Below are 22,048 nucleotides of genomic sequence, written 5' to 3' on the forward strand. Positions count from 1 at the left end.
TATTTCTGGGTAAAGTTTTTTAACTAGCTAAATTATTCGTAGCATTCTTTTTTATCTTTCATATAACCTTTCCTTCAACTACTATATATTTTGATTTTATATAAAATCTCTATTGGAATTCAAGAATAGATCACAGTAATAGGAGTTTCAGACTTTATTCTCTATTTTTTGTTTTTGACAAATCCTGTACATCAAGAGTGTATAAATATCAATATTAATTAATATTAGAAATCTCTATCAACTAAGAAAGAGGAAACAGATAACAGGAATAAATAATTGACAATTTATAAATAAGAATTGCTTTGATTTTTGATTTTTGGAGAAGTCTATTGCCTAGATTTTATGATTAAATTTTGAAATACTTCCAATCATATCTATGTTAAAGCAAAGTTAAACTGCTCAGGATAATTTATACAAAAACCAATATCTATTGAAATAAGTTAGAAATGACGATTGACGTTATTAGCTAACAGCTTATACAATAAATCAAAATTATGATGATTAAACTACCCTAGATTTTTCCGAAGCTCTTTCATAAATTAAGTGGATTTTGTAGCATGGCAAACACTCTAGAATCTATTATTAATCTACCGAAGCTAAATTCTGAATCTACCCTCAGAGAATTACCACTGACTGATTTTCAAGTAAGTCCGATGACTTCCCTAGAATTAGTTGAATATCAGTCAGAGAATTACCACTGACTGATTTTCAAGTAAGTCCGATGACTTCCCTAGAATTAGTTGAATATCAGTTTAATCAACAACCTGACTTATCTGGAGTTATAGTTGCTTCCGATGAAAAGTTTTTTGGCATGATTTCTCGACGCTACTTTCATGAACAAATGAGTTCTCGTTATGGAAGAGAACTATTTATCAAACGTCCTATTCAATATTTTTTAAAAGCTACTCCAACTAAATATTTAGATAACTGTTTGGTATTACTTTCTGAAGAAAAAATTAATTTAGCTGTACAAATAGCACTAAACCGTTCTGAAGAAACTGTATATGAACCACTAGTAATTCAATTCGTAAACAAAAAAAATCCTAATTGTTATATTTATTTTTTACTTAATTTTCAAACTTTAATCCTGGCTCAATCTCATCTACTTAGAGAAGTCAATAATGAGTTATCTCGCCAGAAAAGTTCTGCTAAAAATTATTTGATTCAGCTCAAACATAAACAGCAAAAACTCCAACAACATACGGCAGAATTACAAACGCAAAAACAAGAAATTTTAGCTAGACACAAGTTATTAGAAATACAGCAAAATGACTTAATTAGTCAATCACAACAAATTCATAACCTTAACCGCAGACTAAAAGAAATTACTGGTTTTATTTCTCAGGAAGGAAAAAAAGCATTTTATGCAACATTTGAAGGAGTACAAAAAATCAACAAAAATATGAATGAAATTGTCAATATTGGTCACTTGTTCACCAATGAACTTAAACTAATTAACTCTGCATCCCATCAAATTGAAACAATTAGTAAGCAAGCAAAACATTTGGCAATACAAGCTGCTATTGTTGCTGGTCATTCAAATTCTCAACTTAGTGGTTTCAGTCATATTACTAACGAGATTGGAAAATTGGTGAATGAAACTTCACAAGCAGGTCGTCAAATGAATTTAGTAGCTAATAACTTAATGAGGAAAATTTCTGAACTTAACAATTTAGCTGAAACTGGTAAGCAAACCGCTCAGTCTCTAGTAGAAAATAATCAACGTTCTGAGATAACATTAGATGAGTTAGAAAAATTAATTCAACAACCAAACTTGGATCGAGCAGCAGTAAATTCCTCTGCTGTTACACAAGGTAGCAAAATTACTGATATTTCTCAAGAAAATCTGTATCAAGATAAAAATATAGTCAATAACTATCAAGAAAAGTTTGAGGAAAAAAATACAGATATTTCTGAATTGCAAATGCAAATATTGAATAATAAAAAAGATCAAGAAAAATTGATACAATAAATTCGTTCTACTTTAAATAAAAAAAAATTGATATTTAGTTAGATTGAGTTGACAAAAAAATAACTAACTTGATAGAAGATGTAGCCAGTTTAAGTGAATCTTCAACAATTAATAATTAATAATTACTTCTCCTGAAAATAATAGCATTGGTGAAAAGTATTTTTTTCTTTATTTCTTTTTCAATGATATCAAATACGTTTGATTGGATATAAAAAAATTATCGAATCGTCATAACTAATAAATCTTTGTGATTCTCTCTCCTTCTGACTCCTAAAGACTTAACTAATCTATAACTGTTTAACCGGATTTGATATGAAAAGGTTTTCTACCTTAATTATTCGGTAAAAAAAATCTCAAATTCTACCCCTGTTTATTTATTTGAAATTTTCTAGAATAACTAAAGTATAACTTCTATAGTTAATGAACAAGATGCAAATTATTGTTACTCCAAATCACTTTCTTTATCAAGATGTACAACTATATCATCTTAAACTTCGAGGTATTAGTAATCAAGCTACTGGATATTTATATTGCAAAAATAATGAAACTATTAGTAGAGCTACCTCTATGGATAAAATTCAGTTAGAAGGACTTTGTAAGATTAAACAAGTTATTGCTCTACGGCAGCGAGCAGTTATAGATATTGCACCTATTCTAGAAGCACATAACTGGGAAATAATCCCTATTTCAGAAGATCAAACTAATAACTAATAGATACATTATTTCATTTTCCTTTTCCCTGTATCCAATCATTAATCATTTGAGGACAACTAGCTAAAGACTCTGCTAAGGATGCAAATTCGACCAAAGGTAAAGGACGATTAAATACATAACCTTGAAGTTCATCGCACTGATTTTTAACTAAAAAAGCCAATTCTTCTTCAGTCTCAACTCCTTCAGCAATAACTCGTATATTTAATTTGTGAGCCATAGAAATAATTGCTGATACGATAATTTGGTTACCAGGATTACTGTTGATTTTACTAATAAAATTTTGATTGATTTTTATACCATCAATGGGGAATTTTTGTAGATAACTTAAGGAACAATAACCAGTACCGAAATCATCTATATAAATTTGAATGCCTAAACTTTTTAAACCATGTAAACTTCGTATAGCCTTTGTTTCATTTGTAATCAAAATACTTTCATTAAAATCTAACTCGACGTAATTAGGAGCTAGACCGCTATTTAAAAGAACTTTAACTAATTTTTGACGTAAATCTAATTTATTTAACTGGCGATCAGATATGTTGACTCCTACTCGTATTTTTCCTAACCCAATATCCTGCAAAGCTTTAACATTTTCACAAGCAGTCTTCAACACAAATTCACCTATTGGTTCAATTAATCCTGTTTCTTCTGCTAGGGGTAAAAATTGTCTTGGTAATATTATAGACCCATCAGATTTTTGCCAGCGTAGTAGAGCTTCTGCACCTACAATTTGGCCTGTTTTTAAATTAATTATTGGTTGATAGTAAATCTTAAATTGTTTACTTGATAGTGCCGAATGTAAATCATTCTCTAACTGCAAAGTATGGCTGTTTTGATCTTTACCTACTTCATTATCAAAAAAATATTGATTATTGCCCTTTCTTCTGGCATACTCCATGGCTTTTCTAGCTTTTAAAAGTAATTGCCCCAGTTGTCTTCCATCAATAGGATAAAGAGCAATTCCAGCATTAGCACTAATCAAAAACTTTTGCTGTTTTAACACATAAGGTTCGACAAATTGCTGTATAATATTTTGAATTATACCTGTAATTTCTATCTTCTGATGAAGTGATTCTAGGATAATCACTAATTCATCTGTATTTAAGCGAGTTATCACGCTATTTTTACCAATAAATTTATTGATTCTTTTAGCTATATTTGTAACCAATAAATCACTCCAATCATATCCTAAGTCATCAATGCGCTTAAAGCGATTTATGCCTAAACAAATCACAGGAATAGTTAGTATAATTTTTTTTTCTTTTACATAATCTTGTGTTTTTAAATTTGCGATATTACTAATAATTTGATCGAATTTATCTGATAATAAAAGCCGATTACTTAAAATACTTGGATTTTCTTGATTAGTTAACTTATTAAGTTTATCTTTTACCGTTTCAATTTGCTGAACATACCGCGACTCTATATCTTGTTCGCCTTGATATTTCTGAAGGGCAATCTCAATTGTAGTTTTTAATGATTGAGGTTTAAACGGCTTCACTAGATATCCATAAGGTTCGGTTAACTTTGCCCGCCCTAATGTATTATCATCTGCATAAGCAGTCATATAAACAACAGGTATTTTTAATTGAGAGCGAATATACCCAGCAGCTTCAATACCATCTATATCTCCTTGAAGCATGATATCCATTAGTACTAAATTAGGATGTTTTTTTCTTGCAGTTTGAATAGCTTCTTCGCCAGAGTCTACAATTCCAAGTACTTCATATCCTAATTTATTAAGATTTCTAGTAATATTTTCTGCGACAATAAGTTCATCTTCTATAATTAAAATTTTTGTAGGATATGTGGGAGTTTTAACAGAATATTCAGTGATATCCATCGAATTTTACCTGCATAAGTTGGATAATTTGATTGTATATACAATTATAATAATTCTCAAACTTTATGTGACAAAAATGACATTTAAAAATTATCCTTAATAGCAGATAATTAGATCCTAAACACTATCTATATATATCATTTTTTTTCTTGATTTACTCTTGACTTTTGCTTCTTTTTTATCTTTAAATATGGCATTATTTTATATAATTGATATTATAGTACTAATCTAATAGTAATTTTATCAGAAAAAGTCAAGTTATATGATGTCCGTTTAAGAGTGGCCTGAAAAAAACCATCCTCTACCTTCAACAACAAATCTTTCTATTCTCCCTGCTCACTTATTTATAAGTATTCAACCGAAAATGATACAATTCGTAAATACTATTTCTTTGAAACTTAGAATTTGAGAGGTTTTCTGTTCCCTACCTCCACCATAAATTATTATATATAATACCAATTCCCAAAAACAAAAATAATAGTATACTTCCTCAAGACTTTAGTTATTAAGCAATAAGTAAAGTTCAGCAATGTTTTTAACGATTCTAGTAGACAACCAACTTAGTTTTGACAAGCTGTGTAAATTTTGATAGAATAACATAATACCTAGTATTTTCTCTTTTGGTATAAGACTAGTAGATATTGAAGTGAATAAAGCTTAGGCTTGTCACTATTCATCATTTTTTTTACTTTCTTCAAAAGTTATTAATTACTTCCATTAATTCTTGCGGTCGATCAACTAAAGCATCTGGCTGATAATCGGATAATACTTCTCTAGAATTAAATCCCCAAGTCACCGCTATTACTTTAACCTTAGCTTTTTTGGAAGCACTAATATCTCTAACCTCATCTCCGATATAAACGATCTCTTCTGGTTGAATATTCTCCACTTTTAGATATTTTTTAATCACCTTATCTTTGCCAAAAAGTGTTGAGGCTGAAATTATAAAATCAAAGATTAATAAATCATATTTTTGCAAGACAAACTCTACATTTTTCTGACTATTAGAAGTAATTATTCCCAGTTGATAACCCTGCTGTTTCAGTTCTAATAAAATTTCTTGAATACCAGAAAACAAGCTGACATTCTTAATTTCTTTTTGAAATTCTGCTCTAATTCTTCTCAATAAAAAAGGAACTTTAAAAATAGATATTCCTGACTGATTAATCACTTGTAGAGGGCTTAATTTTTCTATTTCTGGAATTTCTTCCTTCTTAGCTTGTTTATATCCAAATTCAACTGATAAATGATTTGTAATTGCAAAAATCAGATCAAAAGTATCTGCTAATGTACCATCAAAATCAAAAATAACTATTTTTATCATTATTATATAACAATTGCTAATTGCTTTCTGATTCTATCATTAACTATTACTCGAAAATGTCAATCAATCAACCTAATCTATGGCAGTGGATAACTTTGACTTTGACTTCATTAAAGATTAGCACAAGCATTTCGTCGTAGCATTTCTGGCTTAATACGTCGTAGTGCGGAAGCTGGAAACTGCTTATCCCAATCTTGTTGAGATATCTCTGCTAGTTCTGTTAACTTAGGAGTTACATTACCAGGATAAGGTTGAAAATCATCAATATTTGTCTTTTGAGCAAATCGTTCATTCCAAGGACAAACATCCTGACAAATATCACAACCCGCGACCCACCCTTTTAAATTTGATTTAATATATTCAGGTAGTTCAGGATTTCTATTTTCTATTGTGTGATAAGCAATACAAAAATTTGCATCAACAACAAAAGGTTCTACGATCGCATTAGTCGGACAAGCTTCCAGACAACGAGTGCAACTACCACAATGTTGAGCATGAGGGCGATCGCTTGTCAACTCTAGGTTAGTTAACACTTCCCCCAAAAATACCCATGAACCGTATTCTCTAGTAATTAGATTACCATTTTTTGCTATCCAACCCAAACCTGCTTGTTGTGCCAATGGCTTTTCTGGCACTGGACCTGTATCTGCATAATACCTGGTTAAAATTTCCTTTTCTTGCTCCTGCAACCAGTTACTCAGAGCTTTTAACTTTTGGTGCATGACTTTATGATAATCCCTACCCCACCCATAACGAGAAATTTTACCTATTTCAGAATTTTCAGAATGTTGATGTAGCGTGTAATAGTTGAGCGCAACACAAATAATAGATTCAACCTCTGGCATCACTAGCTTCAAATTTTGACGTTTGGGGTTAGCCATCCATCTTAAGTCTGCTTGATAACCTTTGTTCAACCATGCCTGCAATCTTTCTGTGTCTGAACCTAACTCATTTACTGAAGCTATACCAACCTTGTGAAATCCTACTTCTAAGGCTTTCTGTTTGATTTGACTAATGCTAAGTGCAGATTTCATCGATACTAGCTAGATTTGTAAAATTTGTATTAATTTATAATATTTTAAATACCTTACATCATGTCCATTTAATTAGTTATAATAAAGTTCTTAGGTGGTAGGTGTAAATTCAAGTGAGAACACTGGAAACGGAGCATAAATTTGGGATATTCCTTCCAGAGCGCTTCAATAGAACATTTTTATGATACTTAATCATCCGAACATGGTATTAATTGGTAACACAGATTGGCAAAACTGTATAATAATTTACGATACAACCACCATTAATTTTGAATTATACTTTGTTTTGAAACTTTTCAACCTGTCAATTTTATTTGCACCTATTAACAAAAAGTTACATAATGCCAAGCAAGGAGGCAGAGATTTGCAAGGCCATTTGATTTGAGATTAGCTAACATAAATATAAATCTCTAAGTTGCAGACATGACATATACTGCTGAATCTACAATGAAAATTTTTATCTGTAGTAACCCTAAAACTGTTGTTGAAACTACAGCTCAGTTCAATACTCTTAGTATTGATGAGCAACTGGCATTACTATGGTACATCTACACCAAAATTAGAATTAGACGCTCTGTTACACCTACAACCCCCGGTGCAGCACGCCTACAGTTGGCTGAAGGTTTGCTAAATGAGATTAAATATATGTTTCACGAAGAACAATTAGGAGTCATCCGTGACTTAGCTGCTAGCAAAAATAACCCTATTTCTCGTGCTTATGGTATACTAACCCCTAATACTAAGCTAGCTTTCTGGTATCAACTAACAGAGTCCATTGAAGAAGGCGATATAGTTCCAATGCCTACTTTTCATCAGCTCTCGGTTTCTGGATCTCAAGTATTGACCTCTATAGAAGTATTAGATTTTGGTCAACAAATTACTGTATTACGCAACGTTGTAGCGAATATGGGTGTCGATCCTTTAGCTTAATTTTTGAGTAACATTCCCGAAACCTAATCTAATACCATATCTCAAAAAGTTTGCTATATATATTTGTAATGGGGAAATAGGGAGATAGAGAGATAGGGAGATGGTAATTAAATATAGCACTACTATTCAGAAAAGGTATAATATCATGTCTCTTTAAATACCCACAAATAACATTGATTAGGGGGCACCGGAGCAGTAGGGGGCAATTTGATAGATTCTCAAGATAATTTGAGAAGATCATTTTTACCCTTGTTTAATTAATGACACTTAATATAACGAAATACTTGCCGTAAAACTCTCTGATATTGGACAGTACAGAGCTAAACAATTACTGGTATTGAACAGCAAGTAGTTGCTCGCTACTTTTAAACTTTTAATAACGATAATTTTGAAAGTACAGCAGTCGCCATTACTGTATTTGACTTATGAAATAGCTGCAAACTTGGGAATATAAATAATCAAACTTTTTCCTTCTTCCTTCTGCGTTTGCAGCAAGTCTATTTACTGCTAATATCATGTTCCCCCTCCGGGGGAGCTACGCTAACGGATAATCAGTTATAAAAAAACTTCTGGCCTTGAAGCTTTCTTTCCCTACTGCCTTCCTTCCTCCAAAGTGTAAGTATTCAACCGAACATGATATAATGGCTCACTGAATGATCTTCAAGATCCTATTATTAGTAGGAATGCGATCGCTTCCTATCTTCAGGAAGAAGATTAAAGTTATAGCAGTCGGAGTAAAGTTTAGGAGATATCAAAAGCTTAAAACCCAGACAACACAAGGTTTTTCCTTCTTCCTTCTTCCTTCTTTCTTCTGCTATATACAAACTTATCCTTAAGCAGGAGTGAGCTAAGAGCTTGATGAAAGCGACGTAGAAGTTTAAGTCAGGGAAACAAAACTTCTTGATTTTAGGTAAATGTAGCTGGGAAATTTATTTTTAACCGTCAGTAGGAGCGAATAATTGCTCTTAGTTTAAAGCTGTTAGCTTATCCACAAAAGTTGTTAAAAAGCATTCAGCTTAAATTTATGCTGAAACCGAGGGAAATGCAATTTAAGAGGGGTTGAAATCCCTTTTAAATTATCCAGCATCTAACCTATAAGTCAGGGATTTTAACCCAAGCTGATAGCTGAAAGCTATTAGTCCAGAGCTAGTTAAATTTGTGTCCTCACACTAGATTTCATGTTAGATGATTAATTTCAAGCTGTAGTGGATACTTGCAATGAACGAGCTAACATTTGTTGTCCTAGTTCTATATGACTAGAAGCACACTTCCAGTCTGGATGACTTGTCATTAATAAACTTTCTAAAGTTTCTTTGTCAAATAGATGCCATACTAGCGATTTATTAAAATAGCATTCGACTGCATAGCAGTTTTGACTAATACAGTAAATATAACAAGTTTCGGAAGCTCTCTCAATTTTTATATGTGCCCCTGGTTCTAGGTCGCGAAATTGAAATATATTTTGTTTAAATTCATCTGTAGAAGACACTGTAAAACCGGGAATTACAGCCGTTAGTGCTTTTTCTCCATTGATATGAATCCAATAATTACGAGTAGGATCGATTCTTTCTAGCCAAGGAGATTCGTCATCTAGGCGATAACGAGGGGCTAAAGGAAAAAACATATTCATATAACAAACCTAATATATATATTTTAATGGTATCTAAATAAACCTTATTTTTATCTTGCGGTAGAGTATAGTTAGATGCAACCAAACTTAACAAAACTTATCAGGTTTATCATATATATAATAGAGTTGTCGCTAAAATAAAGGGAAAAAATCACTCTAACCTACACAGAGGAATAATTCTAAGCATTTTTGCCATCCAATAGCTACAATCCTTAAAGAACAAAGTTTTTGGGGGATTTTTAAGTTATAAAGCTACAAGTCTAATAGTTATCGCAATATTTTTTCAGTTGTGTAATACCAATTTCATCAAATATTGCCACACTCAGGGAACAGGAAACAGAGAATAGGGAACAGAGTTAAGGATAAACGTATGAAAAAAGAGAAAAAAAACTTAAAACTTTACAATAATCAAAGTAAATAAATATTGATAACAGATTTGATTTTATAGAAGTACTTTGACTTATCTCCAAAAATTAATCTTGATCAAAGAAAAAGCCTGACAACTTCCGTCTATTTCGTTGCATTATTTAGCTTGTAATAATGAAGCAAGTGCTTTATTGTACTTTTTCTAGTATGTTAGCCTGTAATTTTAGGCAGTTTCTACCATCTATCTGCAATGTATAATCTACACGATCCATCAATCTATTCATAATCAACCATCCATAACCACTTTCTTGTTTAGCTTCTGGTGTTGGTGGGTTATACCCTCCTACACTATAACCTTTACCATAGTCCCAGATTTCCAAAGCAATACCACCGTCTTTGGCTTCTAAACGTATTAATACTGGTAAATTAGGTTGGTCTTTATGAGCATGACGAATCACATTGGAGTAAGCTTCTGCCAGTACCAAGCGTAAACGGTTGGATTGACGAGGCCAATCAATATGTTCTCCTAGCTCTACTTCTAAACTGCTCAATAACCAGTGCTCGACAATAGTTAAAAAGCGTAAGTCGCTTGGCACCTGAAGCTCGGTTTTCATAAATTCACAGAACCTCCAGAGATAGTATAGTTTGGTCATCTTCTTGAACTTGATTATTAGCTCGGATATAAGCTAATAAACTATTTAGGTCTATTTGGCTTTTGTGCTGTTTTAAAAGTTGCCATAAACCTTCTTGTTGCAGCATTACACGAGTTTGTTTTCCACCATCAGTAGCCTCTTGAACTACTGTAGCTTCAGTGATGCCATCACTTATCAGTAGAAATACATCTCCTGAATTCAAGTCTATAGTACCTGCTTTTCCTTTCCATTTTGGCAATATTCCTAGGGGAATGCCACGGTCCTTGAGAAAATTTGGTTGCACTTGATTAGAATCCTGATTTTCTGTACTTAGCAGTGCAGTTTGAGACCAAACCAAGGGATATATATGACCAGCATTAGCATAAGCTAATAATCCAGTTTCTGGTGTATAACGAGCCAAAACCATTGTAATGAAGCAATTGTTACTAATAAGGTCGTCACAGAGACCAGTATTAAGATTTTCCATTATTTCGTAAGGGTCTGGGGGATTTTCTTGAGAAAGTTCTCGTCGCATCACAGACATAGCACTTGCCATGAATAAAGCAGCGGGTACTCCCTTACCAGAAACATCTCCCAGTGCCAACCAGATGTCACCTTGAGAATGGGTATAAACTTCAAAGAAATCTCCTCCTACTTCTCTGGCAGGATAGCAGCAAGCTTGTATCTTTAATGTGTCAAATTCTGGCCAACTTTGAGGTAATAGGTTACTCTGTATCTGGCGGGCGACCTCTAGCTCATTACGCATTTGTTCTGCAAGTTCCCTGGTGCGTTGATAGAGTTTAGCCTGAGATAATGCTAATGCTCCTTGCTCCAGGACACTTTCTATCAATTCTATATCTTCTGAAGACCAAAATTTACTGCTATCTTGTTGATCAAGAGCTAAAACTGCTAGTAAGTCTTGTTGATAAATCAGGGGGATTATTAATTTACAAATGTTTTTATCTGAACTTTCTTCTAATTTGGTTTGACGACTTATTGCTACTTCCAAAAATTGTTCTGGAGTGAAAGGGAAGTTGTTTTGAGTAATTTCAGGGTTTTGATAAGAAAATGATTCAGGCATTAAGCGATCGCCTTCTACTGGCCATAACTTACCTTCTGTTGCGTCAAAAGTCTGTCCCACTGTTTGAATGATTGTCGATAACATACTAGAGTAATCCAATGATTCTCTAATAGCACTCATTACTTCATTTAACATAGACTCTCGTCGCAAAGCACGAGTTAGAGCATTGGTGCGTTGCGTGACAATTTTGTAGGTTTCTGAAGCTTGTTGTACTACAGCTTTGAGTTCTTCAGGATTCCAAGGTTTTGTAATATATTTGAATACTTTTCCTGAGTTAATTGCTTCTACTAAGTCTTCTACATCTGTATAGCCTGTCAGTAGAATCCTAACTGTATTTGGATATTTTTCTAATGTTCTGCCTAAAAACTCTGTACCATTCATTTCTGGCATTCTCTGGTCAGAGATAATCAGTGCCATTTCTCCTTCATCTTCCAAAACTTTCATGGCACTGAAGGCACTATCTGCTTTATATACTTTAAATTCTCGCCGAAACGTCCTGTACAACAAATCTAGGTTGTCTGGTTCGTCATCGACTACCATCAATTTTAATTTCCCCTCTCCCCGACTCATGCTATGCCTTACTCCCAGACAATTTTTCAAATTTTATACTCTCCGGTTGGCCTTAATAGCTTCAATCTAATTTATTAATGTATATTTTTTAGAATAAATAGCCTTGAGTTAAATTTTATGAATTTGGGTTTCATTTTTTATCTGGCCATAAACTTCCAAGAAAAACTCATTTTGAGTATATTTTATACTTAAGTTCTAGATATAGATTCTTCCAATAAATGTCTCATTTACTAAATAATATTCAACAATAAATTTAATTATAATTCAGTTTTTTTTGTTAATTATTTATGGATTTTTATACTTAAGATTAACCAATTTTTTCTGCCAATCTAAGTTTAGCAGAACGTGCCCGTGGATTTAATGTTGTTTCACGATCTTGGGCTTGGATGGGCTTTTTTGTCAATACTTGCAAAACAGATGAACTTCTTAAACTATGTTTAACTAAACGATCTTCTAAACTATGAAAACTAATAATTCCAATTCTACCTCCTGGTTTGAGCCAATTAGGGGCATTCTCTAGAAAAGTTTCTAGGGCAGTAAGTTCTTGATTTACTTGTATTCTTAAAGCTTGAAAAACACGAGTGGCGGGGTGTATCCTACCATAACGGTATTTGCGAGGTACACAATGGGCGATCGCTTCTGCCAACTCGGTTGTTGTTTCAAAAGGACGATGTTCTACTATTCTTCTGGCAATACGTCGTGACAAACGCTCTTCCCCGTAGGTATAAAAAATATTTGCTAATTTGGTTTCTTCCCAAGAATTAACTATTTCGGCTGCGGTCAGAGATTGCTGTCGGTTCATCCGCATATCTAACTTAGCTTCATGCCGGAAACTGAACCCTCGTTCTGGGGTATCCAATTGCACCGAACTTACACCCAAATCCGCTATTATACCATCAAATTCAAGATTTTTTGGCTCATAATCAGCAAAATTTCCGTGCCAAAATTGAATATTGGAGTTTTCAAAGGCCAGTAAAGTTTGACAATAGGCGATCGCTTGCTCATCTTGGTCAATAGCTACTATTTTAACATTTGGGGCTGTAGCTAAAATTGACTGAGTATGGCCACCAAATCCTACTGTTGCATCTAAGTAAAGACCTCTTGGAGATATTGCCAAACCTTGAATTAACTCGGCACTGAGAACAGGTATATGGTTCATCAAGTTAGAAGTCTATTGGAAAAATTTACATTAGACTTGTTGGGAAATAATAACTGATACTGCTCAAAAGCTTAGAATATAATGCTTTAAGTGATTGAAGCATATCCATTTTAACTCATAAAGGTTTTAGTCGCTTTTTAGCTTAATTTCCAACAAGTATGTTCCGTTAGTTAAAACACTATATATAGTGTGGCACTATAGTTTTGAATTAATATATGTAGTCTCTGAACAGAAATTATATCTGCTTAAACTAACTAGCTATCCCTTTAACGAACTCAGAAGTCAGAAGTTAGATAGGCGAGAGCGTCGGATTGGTGACCTATAGAAGTTATTTTTGTAAGAGGGATGTTAAGACGCGCTCCAAAAATATTTCGCCTTAAAAGGCGGGGTTGCGTGACCCAATTATTTTGATAATTTAAGAGTAGTAACAGAATATAAATACAAGCAATAATAATAACATTTAGCCTAAACCCATTTACAGTCTAACAATATAATTGGGCTGAAATAAAAACAGGTCACTATTGGAGAATAGTCAACATGAGCAAAATTGAAACCAGAACCGAACCCATGGTCATTAACATGGGACCCCATCATCCCTCAATGCACGGCGTATTGCGGTTAATTGTCACCTTAGATGGGGAAGATGTAGTTGACTGTGAACCTGTGATTGGCTACTTACACAGGGGCATGGAAAAGATTGCCGAAAACCGCACTAATACAATGTTTGTCCCTTATGTTAGTCGTTGGGATTATGCTGCGGGAATGTTTAACGAGGCCGTAACGGTGAATGCTCCGGAACAATTGGCCGATATTGAAGTCCCCAAACGGGCTAGCTATATCCGGGTAATTATGCTGGAACTAAACCGGATTGCTAATCACCTCTTGTGGCTTGGCCCATTCTTGGCTGATGTTGGTGCCCAAACTCCTTTCTTCTATATTTTCCGGGAACGGGAAATGATTTATGACTTATGGGAAGCTGCTACAGGTTATCGGATGGTGAATAATAACTACTTCCGTATTGGTGGGGTCGCTGCTGACTTACCTTATGGTTGGGTAGATAAGTGTGAAGACTTTTGCGATTACTTTATGCCAAAGGTTGATGAGTATGAACGCTTAATTACAAATAATCCTATTTTCCGTCGCAGGATTACGGGATTAGGTGTAATTAGTAGGGAAGAGGCGATTAACTGGGGGCTTTCTGGTCCAATGTTGCGTGCTTCAGGTGTTAAATGGGACTTACGGAAGGTTGACCACTATGAATGTTACGACGATTTCGACTGGGATGTTCATTGGGAAACTGATGGAGATTGTTTGGCCCGATATTTTGTGCGTATTCGGGAAATGCGGGAGTCGGTCAAGATTATTCGTCAAGCAATAAAGGGACTTCCTGGGGGACCTTATGAAAATCTGGAAGCAAAACGGATGGCTGGAGGGCCGAAGTCTGAGTGGAATGGTTTTGATTATCAATTTTTAGGTAAGAAAATACCTCCTACTTTTAAGATTCCTGAAGGTGAGCATTATGTTCGGATTGAAAGTGGTAAGGGAGAGATTGGGATTTATATTATTGGTGATAATAGTCCTTTCCCTTGGCGTTTTAAAATTCGGGCTGCTGATTTTGTGAATTTGCAGGTTTTTCCTCATATTTTGCAAGGTGCAAAAGTGGCAGATATTGTTGCTATTTTGGGTAGTATTGACATTATTATGGGGTCTGTAGATCGATAGTTAATTTATTTAAAATAAGGGAGTAGGGAATTTTTTCTTTATTCCCTTTTTTTTAGGTTTTAGGTGATAGGTTTTAGGTTTTAGGTTTTAGTAGTACTTATATGAAATATAAAAAAGAATGCTACGAATAATTTCCCTGGTTAAAAGACTTTACTTAGGAATGTCGATTTGACTAAAAACAGAGTTTTACTCTACTATAACGGCCGTTTGCTGGCGCACAACTATTGTTAACGTCCGTACAGGAGTCAGCAGAGTAGGTAGAAAGGAGTTTTTCGGTGATTAAATAGGAAGAAATGGGTATAATTTGCACTATTTTTTTTGCTGAAAATTTACCCAAAAAATTTGAATTTCATACCTCAAATCAGCAACGCCAAGGATTTATACCTTTTTGAGGCAAAACTCTCTGCTTGTATATATTTGAAGCTATTTTATGATTCTATTTTGTGTAAGTCTTATTAGTGACTCTTTGAAGTTAGGAGTGGTTTCGGCATCATCCCTAATGCGGACTTTACAGGGTGGGAAGAGTCTGAGTACGTTGTCGAATGAGACATAATTTTTTTTGTCAAGTTATAGCGCTGTGCGCAGGGAACAGGGAACAGGCAACAGGCAACAGGGGGAATAAAAAACCGATAATATAAGGCTTTTAGCTATTGGACACCTCTTGTAATTTGTAAATATCCCAGCGCACATTGCTATATAGTGCTGCCCACAGACAACAGGCAACAGCGGTGCGACCCCGCGACGACGCCAGTCGCAAGCGGTCGGACCCCGCGACGACGCCAGTCGCAAGGGAATGCCGACCAAGAGAGGGAATGCGCACCAAGAGAGGCAACAGGCAATAGGGGGAATAAATTGCCGATAATATAAGACTTTTAGTTATTGGACACCTCCTGCAATTTGTAAATATGCCAGCGCACATTGCTATAGAAAGAATTTCATTTTGATCGTACTAAATTTTACCGACAATTATATAGTTCATAACTATAATTAACTTTGGGTAAAATATCGGGATTCTCCCAACAGTTGAATTTCTCTAAATCATTTTCATTTACTTCTAAATTCACTGCCCATAAATCTAGAGGTATGGTTTTTTCTTTCAAGATTTGAGCAATTGTTGAATCTGGTAATAATGGTGATTTTTCTGTTTTTTTTGCCAGAATAAATTCTAAGGTTGGTGTTGGTAAATTAGTCTTTTTTTCGAGATGTTGAAAATATAAACCAATAGCCATTAAAGCACGAATTTCTGAGTGAGTTTTATAACTCATGGCAATCAAGATTGGGGCTTGAGATTTTGTTTGAATGATTTTGGCTAATAAATCGGCTCGTCGTGATTTTTGATAGGCATAATTTGTAACTACGCTTAATGCTCCACATAATCCCATTATTAATATTATGACAACTACTTTTTTTCCTGTTGCTCTGAAAAAAGTCGGAATAATTTTAAACAGTTTGCTTCTTTGTTTTTTCTCTGCAATATTATTTTGCCAACAACTCGCCATAATTGACCCCAACAACAATAAAACTACAGGAAAATAAACAAAGCTATAACGAGCGACCAAAGATATATCTTTTCCTAAACCATAAATTACAAATAAAAATAGGAAGATGGCAAAGCCTAAAAACCATCCTAATATCTGAAGAGAAAGACCTGCTAATGGAGAGGCAATCTCTACTTTCCACCCTTGCCATAAACTAGGAAAAACCCAGACTAATACTAACAACATTGTCACGCCAGAAACAATGCTAATAAAAGTATTTGTTCCCTCCACTGGCAACATAAATATCATTGTTATTCCCCATACAAATAAACGCAGGATAGGTTGCCAGATTTCATCTAGGTCATAACTGGTATCGATCCAACTCGTCAAGTCATTGCCCGAAATACCTGTCACTGCTGGCAACCAGACTAAACAACCGAGCAAACTTCCCAACCCAACCGCATATATGCGCCACCAATAACGTTGATAAAATTGTTTGATATCCCTTAGCAAAAACCCACCCATAACTAAGCCTTCCGCAGCTAGGGTTAATGCAAAAAAGTAGTGGGTGGCGATGCCTAAACTATTAATTATTACCCACAAACATCCTAACCATAAAGGTAATATTTTTTGCTGCTGAATACAGCGTATTGCTTCGATGAGACAAGCTAGAGAAATGATTATCCAGAGGATAGTTAGGGTGTAATGACGCGCTTCTTGGGCAATGTAGATGCCGAAAGGAGACACCGCCATCAGTGCAGCAGCTATTTGCCCCACTATCTGAGAGCGAAAGGCAAAGCAACCAAGGGCAAATATTGCCGGAATAGCTAATACACCAAACAAAGCACTGAGCGATCGCCCTACTGCTAATGATACTATTTCTCCATCTGAGGTAAATATTTTTAGCCAAAAATGAGTCAGCAGAAAATATAGAGGGGGATGAGTGCTTTCGGTCATTAGGTTGTGAATGACGTCGCTGTAGGGAGTTGTTGTGTCTAAGCATAAAGGTGAGAGGAGTTGTTGCCAAGTGATGACTTTATCTAGGGGAATCTCAAGAAAGTTATGACCGAGACTGTAACCTAAAGTGGATATTTCTATAGAGTCAGCGGGTTTGTCTGCCGAAAAATTGTAGCGGAGAATAGTACCTATTAGAATTGAGATGCTTAGTAGGAAATAGTTGAAGTTATTTGTTTTTAGACTTTTTCTGGTGTTAATTACGATTGCCAATTTAGTAGTGACCTCTTAATCTATTTGATACAGAAGATTCCACCAGGTGTGAGGTACACCCATAGCGTGCAAGATGCTATAGCGGGCAAAAGACCCGCACTGGGAACATTTAATTGTTAATATCTGTACTTTAGGCGTTGGTAATTAGTAAGATGATTTTCTAGCAGGGGTGATACTCATTACTTGCTCTGGTTAAAAATTTAGAGTGAGTCAGAAGGGGATTAGTCTGAAAGTTTCATCTCTTGATTTACCAACGCCGTACTTTATATACTTGGAATCTGCTGTATCTTTTTCATTTAACTTTTTGAATTTGACATCCTCCCCGGCCTAAAAGGCGCGGGGATTCCTACCGAGCCGTAGCCCCTCGGCGGGTTGACATTTCATAGGCTGCTGCCTCCTTGACGGTGGTCTTACGCTTGCCTCCACGTCCATTTAAAGTCTCGGATTGCCCACCCGCGACTAATATATTGATGGCTGCATTTTCATCTCGGTCATGTTTAGCACCACAGTTGAGGCATTCCCACTCCCTAATTGAAAGGTCTAGTTTCCCACCCTTAAATCCACAGCAAGAGCAGATTTGAGATGTTGCCAGCCATCTATCAATTACTCTAAATCCACGACCATATTTTAGAGCTTTTCCTTCTAGGAATGTTCGGAATTGTCGCCATCCCAAATCTGAAATCGCTCTAGATAATTTCCGGTTTTTAACCATTCCGGAAACGTTTAAATCCTCTAAAATAACTGTTTGGTTATCACGAATTATTTCAGTGGATAATTTATGTAGAAAATCAGTCCTTGTATCTTTCAGTTTGGCATGAAATTTTGCTATTCTCAACCGTGCCTTATCATACCTTTTAGACCCTATAGTTTTTTTAGATAATGATTTACTTAACTTCCTGTATTTATTGATTCGTTTCTTTAATGGTTTTGGAGCATCAATTTTCTCACCATTGCTCAAAGTTGCAAAAGTTTTAATTCCTAAATCTATACCTACTGAATTATCAGTTTGAGGCAAGATTTCCGGTTGTATTTCTACTACAAAACTTAGAAAATATCTATTGGCAGAATCTTTAATTACTGTTACTGACGACGGGGCAGCAGGTAGCTCTCTAGACCAAACTATCTTTAACTTACCAATTTTAGCTAAATAGACTTTATCTTGATGTAGTTTAAATCCCCTCAAGGTGAATCTCGCAGTTTGCTTAGACTTTCTAGTTTTTAACTTAGGGGGCCTTACAGGTTTACCCTTTCTTTTGCCTTTGGTTGAAGTAAAAAAGTTTTGATAAGCCTGGTTTAAATCGTTTAATGACTGCTGCAATGGTACAACTGAAACATCCGATAACCATTCTCTCTCTTCAGTTTTTTTTGCAGATGTAATAAACTGTTTTTGTAGTTCAGAATTAGTCGGTTTCTTCTCTCCTAATCTATACTTTTGTTGAGAGAAAGCCAGACTATCATTCCAGACAACACGAACACAGCCAAATAGTTTTGCTAATTTGTGTTTTTGTCCCGGTGTTGGATAGATACGATACTTATACCTAGCTTTCATAATTGCATTTTTAAACTAACAATATTCTAGCAGATTTCTCAACAAAAAACAACTCAAAAGTCGCCCTAAAAGGGCGAGGCTTCAAACCCAATTTTTCGGTGAAAATTTTAATTATCGCCATATCATATAATTATTTTTGATTTTATATTATATCATGTCTGGATAATTAGTTATAAAAAAACTTTCTCCTTCTCGTCTTCTTTCTTCTCTTTCTCGTCCTCTTTCTTCTTCTTTCTTCCCTCCTGACTCCTATACTTCGACAATCCGACACCTACCCTACCTAACTCATTGATCGTTTATTTATAACTGTTCAACGGGACATGATATTACTCATCAGGTGTTTATAGACAATAACAATAGTTTAATTATAGAATGTATTCTGTGTTATCTTAGTTTTTGTTGTCGCAACCAAGTATCTGCCCAAATCGCATCATCTTCTAATAGACATCTGGTAAAAATCCAAAATAAAATCAATTATTATCCATAAATTATCAATTATTCCCCTCCCAGGAGGGGTTCGGGGTGGGTTCCCTGTTGCCTTCCGGAGCTGTTGCCTGTTGCCTCTTTTCTGGAGATGTCTAATAATTCTGGTACTTGAATTGCTTGCTGACCTTTGTTTAAGGTATCGCAATTATAAAGAGTATCGCCAGCAAATAAGTTGAATCTTTGGTTTTCTGGCAATTTATAATTAGCTGTAGCAATCTCAATTGCTAAGTAAAATGAGTTTATTAGAACAACAAGAAGGTAAAGAAAATGCGGAATGTTAAAAGATTTCCCTTTGTTGAGCGTTGCTGAAATGTAATGGTAAGTAGCTGAAGGTAAAATTGAAAAACTTATGTTTTGCGTTGATACTTAATTTAAAAATCATTACCATTCAGAAACGCCTCATGTCCGTTGAATAGCGCGATCAAACTCCGTTCCTCTTTTCTACACAATGCTACGCAAACGCGATCAAAAACTTTCTTCTCCTCTCCCTTCTTCTTTCCTCCTGACTCCTGACTTCTCCAAAGTTATTTATAACTATTCAACCGGACATGATATAAATATTGTATTTCTGCTCAAGAAAGGTTTAAACTTAATTCAATGCCTTACCTTATAAATAGACAGAATGAAAAACATCAAACTTTTTTCCATGCTTCCCAAAGTTTTTGAGCAATTAGGTAAACTATTTAACAAAAGTTATATCAAACTAGGGGCGATATTAGCCCTGATTACTCTGATTGGTCTTTCGACTGTAAATCATCATGGGATATCGGTTGACGAGCATCTATATCTTAAAATTGTTCAATGGAATTGGGAATTCATTCAGGAAGGAAAAACAATACCATCAGATTTGAAATTTTATGGAATTGTTTTTGATAAGGTGGCTGAAATCATTTTTCAAGTTAAGCATTGGCTCGAAACTCATTTATTTTCTCGTCCTCCCTTAGAACCATACCTATCAGCAGTTGATTCAGAAATTCTGGTTCTCGATCGCTTTTTAACTAAGCACGTTTTTACCTTTTGTGTTTCTCTAATTAGCTACCTATCTGTCGCTGGAGGCATTACACTCCTTTATGGAAAAAAATGGGCTTGGTTAGCTCCTCTAATGCTCGCTCTTTTTCCGCGATTTTGGGGGCATAGTTTTTTTAATCCTAGAGATATTCCTTTTGCTGCTTTATTTAGCCTTTGTATTTATCTAGGAGCATATATTGTTGAAGAAATCAAACAAAACTCAAATTCACCATTTTTTTTGGGAATTCAGCGCACTAGCATTAGAGCGATAGGCTATGGTATTTTAGTAGGGTTGCTCAGTGGTATTCGGACTGGTGGGTTTATGATGTTGGGATTTGTAGGGTTGGTATCTTTAATATTAATTCCCCGAAACAATATAGGAAAATTTCTCAAATTTTACCTAGTTAATTATGTTTTAATGACGGTCAGTTGGGCGATCGCTCTTTTCTGTGTTACCCCCTCTTCTTGGTCAAACCCTTTTCGTTGGTTTTGGGATGCCATCAGCTATTTTTCCCAACATGAATGGCCTGGATCGGTTTTATTTAAAGGAGAATTTATTAAAGGTTCGGAACTACCCTGGGATTATCTTCCTACCTGGTTTCTGATTACGACTCCTTCAATATTTCTATTTTACTTTTTGTTAGGTTTAATCGGTCTAACTAGAAAATATCATCAATTTAGCGATCGCCAAAAAGCCTATATTCTTCTGGTGATTTTGCAAATCTTTCTGTTGCCGATGATTGCCATTATCAAAAGTTCTACTATTTATGATGGGTTAAGACACTTTTTGTTTGTAATTCCGGGAATGGCGATCGTCACAACGATTGGCTTCATTTGGAGCTACCAACAGATTTCTCAACCCAGGTTTAAGCGTTGGTTAGTAGGGGTCACTTTACTAGGAGTTCTGATTATTCTGTTTGATATGGTAACAATACATCCTTATGAGTATATTTATTTTAATCGAGTTTTTGGAGGATTACAAGCTGCCCATCGGCAATATGAAACTGATTATTGGGCATTAAGCATGAGAAATGGTATAGAATGGATTAATCAGAATGGTAAAAAGGGAGCGATCATAGCTGTTCCAAGATTGTGGAGTTTATACTCCGCAAAACCATTTGCGACATCTGATTTTACTGTCATCGATCAAAACGAGTTAAAAAAAATGAAATTAGAACAACCTGATTATTATTTATATTTTTATCGTTTCAAGTATGAAGAAAATTTTCCCAGTTGCGATCCTGTTTATTCTGTCACTCGTAAAGGTGTTCCTTTAACAACAGTCAAAGACTGTACAGCTAACACAGATGAATCATATTAAAT

General features: G+C 34.8%; 16 protein-coding genes. 6 read left to right on the forward strand and 10 right to left on the reverse strand.

Annotated features, from left to right (window positions below; translation table 11 throughout):
- Positions 1-557 precede the first annotated feature (557 nt).
- From D5R40_RS34885 to D5R40_RS08605, 3 genes are all read left to right on the forward strand, one after another.
- The gene (locus D5R40_RS34885) at positions 558-701 is read left to right on the forward strand and encodes a hypothetical protein (RefSeq protein ID WP_161564958.1); all 144 of its coding nucleotides are present in this window, start codon (positions 558-560) and stop codon (positions 699-701) included.
- A gap of 20 nt (positions 702-721) precedes the next feature.
- On the forward strand, positions 722-1,972 hold the full coding sequence (locus D5R40_RS08600) for a hypothetical protein (protein WP_124154508.1): 1,251 nt from the start codon (positions 722-724) through the stop codon (positions 1,970-1,972).
- 429 nt (positions 1,973-2,401) lie between these two features.
- Positions 2,402-2,683 (forward strand): hypothetical protein, encoded by a 282-nt coding sequence (locus D5R40_RS08605; RefSeq protein WP_124154509.1) that lies wholly within the window; start codon positions 2,402-2,404, stop codon positions 2,681-2,683.
- A 13-nt stretch (positions 2,684-2,696) separates the two neighbouring features.
- Here the strand turns inward: D5R40_RS08605 and D5R40_RS08610 are convergent, their stop codons facing one another.
- The 3 genes from D5R40_RS08610 to queG all read right to left on the reverse strand — a co-directional run bounded on the left by D5R40_RS08610 (position 2,697) and on the right by queG (position 6,887).
- Positions 2,697-4,529 (reverse strand): two-component system response regulator, encoded by a 1,833-nt coding sequence (locus tag D5R40_RS08610; protein WP_124154510.1) that lies wholly within the window; start codon positions 4,527-4,529, stop codon positions 2,697-2,699.
- Between the two features lie 694 nt (positions 4,530-5,223).
- On the reverse strand, positions 5,224-5,853 hold the full coding sequence (locus D5R40_RS08615) for an HAD-IA family hydrolase (protein ID WP_124146995.1): 630 nt from the start codon (positions 5,851-5,853) through the stop codon (positions 5,224-5,226).
- Between the two features lie 110 nt (positions 5,854-5,963).
- Positions 5,964-6,887 (reverse strand): tRNA epoxyqueuosine(34) reductase QueG, encoded by a 924-nt coding sequence (gene queG / locus D5R40_RS08620; RefSeq protein ID WP_124146996.1) that lies wholly within the window; start codon positions 6,885-6,887, stop codon positions 5,964-5,966.
- A 423-nt stretch (positions 6,888-7,310) separates the two neighbouring features.
- On the opposite strand from queG, the gene D5R40_RS08625 reads away from it, so the two are divergent.
- Entirely contained in the window at positions 7,311-7,817 is a 507-nt protein-coding gene (locus D5R40_RS08625) for an orange carotenoid protein N-terminal domain-containing protein (protein WP_124146997.1), read from the forward strand.
- A gap of 1,195 nt (positions 7,818-9,012) precedes the next feature.
- Here the strand turns inward: D5R40_RS08625 and D5R40_RS08630 are convergent.
- The 4 genes from D5R40_RS08630 to rsmH form a co-directional block, all read right to left on the reverse strand.
- Positions 9,013-9,447, reverse strand: a complete 435-nt coding sequence (locus D5R40_RS08630; protein WP_124146998.1) for a hypothetical protein — start codon at positions 9,445-9,447, stop codon at positions 9,013-9,015.
- 554 nt (positions 9,448-10,001) lie between these two features.
- Positions 10,002-10,427 (reverse strand): ATP-binding protein, encoded by a 426-nt coding sequence (locus D5R40_RS08635; RefSeq protein ID WP_124146999.1) that lies wholly within the window; start codon positions 10,425-10,427, stop codon positions 10,002-10,004.
- Between the two features lie 4 nt (positions 10,428-10,431).
- Positions 10,432-12,096, reverse strand: coding sequence for a SpoIIE family protein phosphatase (locus tag D5R40_RS08640; RefSeq protein WP_124154513.1), 1,665 nt, complete (start codon positions 12,094-12,096; stop codon positions 10,432-10,434).
- Positions 12,097-12,403: 307 nt separating this feature from the next.
- Positions 12,404-13,255 (reverse strand): 16S rRNA (cytosine(1402)-N(4))-methyltransferase RsmH, encoded by an 852-nt coding sequence (gene rsmH, locus D5R40_RS08645; RefSeq protein WP_124154511.1) that lies wholly within the window; start codon positions 13,253-13,255, stop codon positions 12,404-12,406.
- A gap of 537 nt (positions 13,256-13,792) precedes the next feature.
- On the opposite strand from rsmH, the gene D5R40_RS08650 reads away from it, so the two are divergent.
- Positions 13,793-14,977, forward strand: a complete 1,185-nt coding sequence (locus D5R40_RS08650) for an NAD(P)H-quinone oxidoreductase subunit H (RefSeq protein WP_124147001.1) — start codon at positions 13,793-13,795, stop codon at positions 14,975-14,977.
- Positions 14,978-15,933: 956 nt separating this feature from the next.
- Here D5R40_RS08650 and D5R40_RS08655 read toward each other — a convergent pair.
- From D5R40_RS08655 to D5R40_RS08665, 3 genes are all read right to left on the reverse strand, one after another.
- Positions 15,934-17,682, reverse strand: a complete 1,749-nt coding sequence (locus D5R40_RS08655; protein WP_124147002.1) for a glycosyltransferase family 39 protein — start codon at positions 17,680-17,682, stop codon at positions 15,934-15,936.
- 346 nt (positions 17,683-18,028) lie between these two features.
- A complete protein-coding gene (locus D5R40_RS08660; protein WP_124147003.1) occupies positions 18,029-19,231 on the reverse strand; it encodes an RNA-guided endonuclease InsQ/TnpB family protein in 1,203 nt (400 codons plus the stop codon).
- Positions 19,232-19,726: 495 nt separating this feature from the next.
- Positions 19,727-19,912, reverse strand: coding sequence for a hypothetical protein (locus D5R40_RS08665; RefSeq protein ID WP_124154512.1), 186 nt, complete (start codon positions 19,910-19,912; stop codon positions 19,727-19,729).
- A gap of 427 nt (positions 19,913-20,339) precedes the next feature.
- Here D5R40_RS08665 and D5R40_RS08670 point away from each other — a divergent pair, with 427 nt between their 5' ends.
- Entirely contained in the window at positions 20,340-22,046 is a 1,707-nt protein-coding gene (locus D5R40_RS08670) for a glycosyltransferase family protein (protein ID WP_124147004.1), read from the forward strand.
- Positions 22,047-22,048 lie beyond the last annotated feature (2 nt).

This window comes from Okeania hirsuta (assembly GCF_003838195.1).
GTDB classification, from domain to species: Bacteria; Cyanobacteriota; Cyanobacteriia; order Cyanobacteriales; family Microcoleaceae; genus Okeania; species Okeania hirsuta.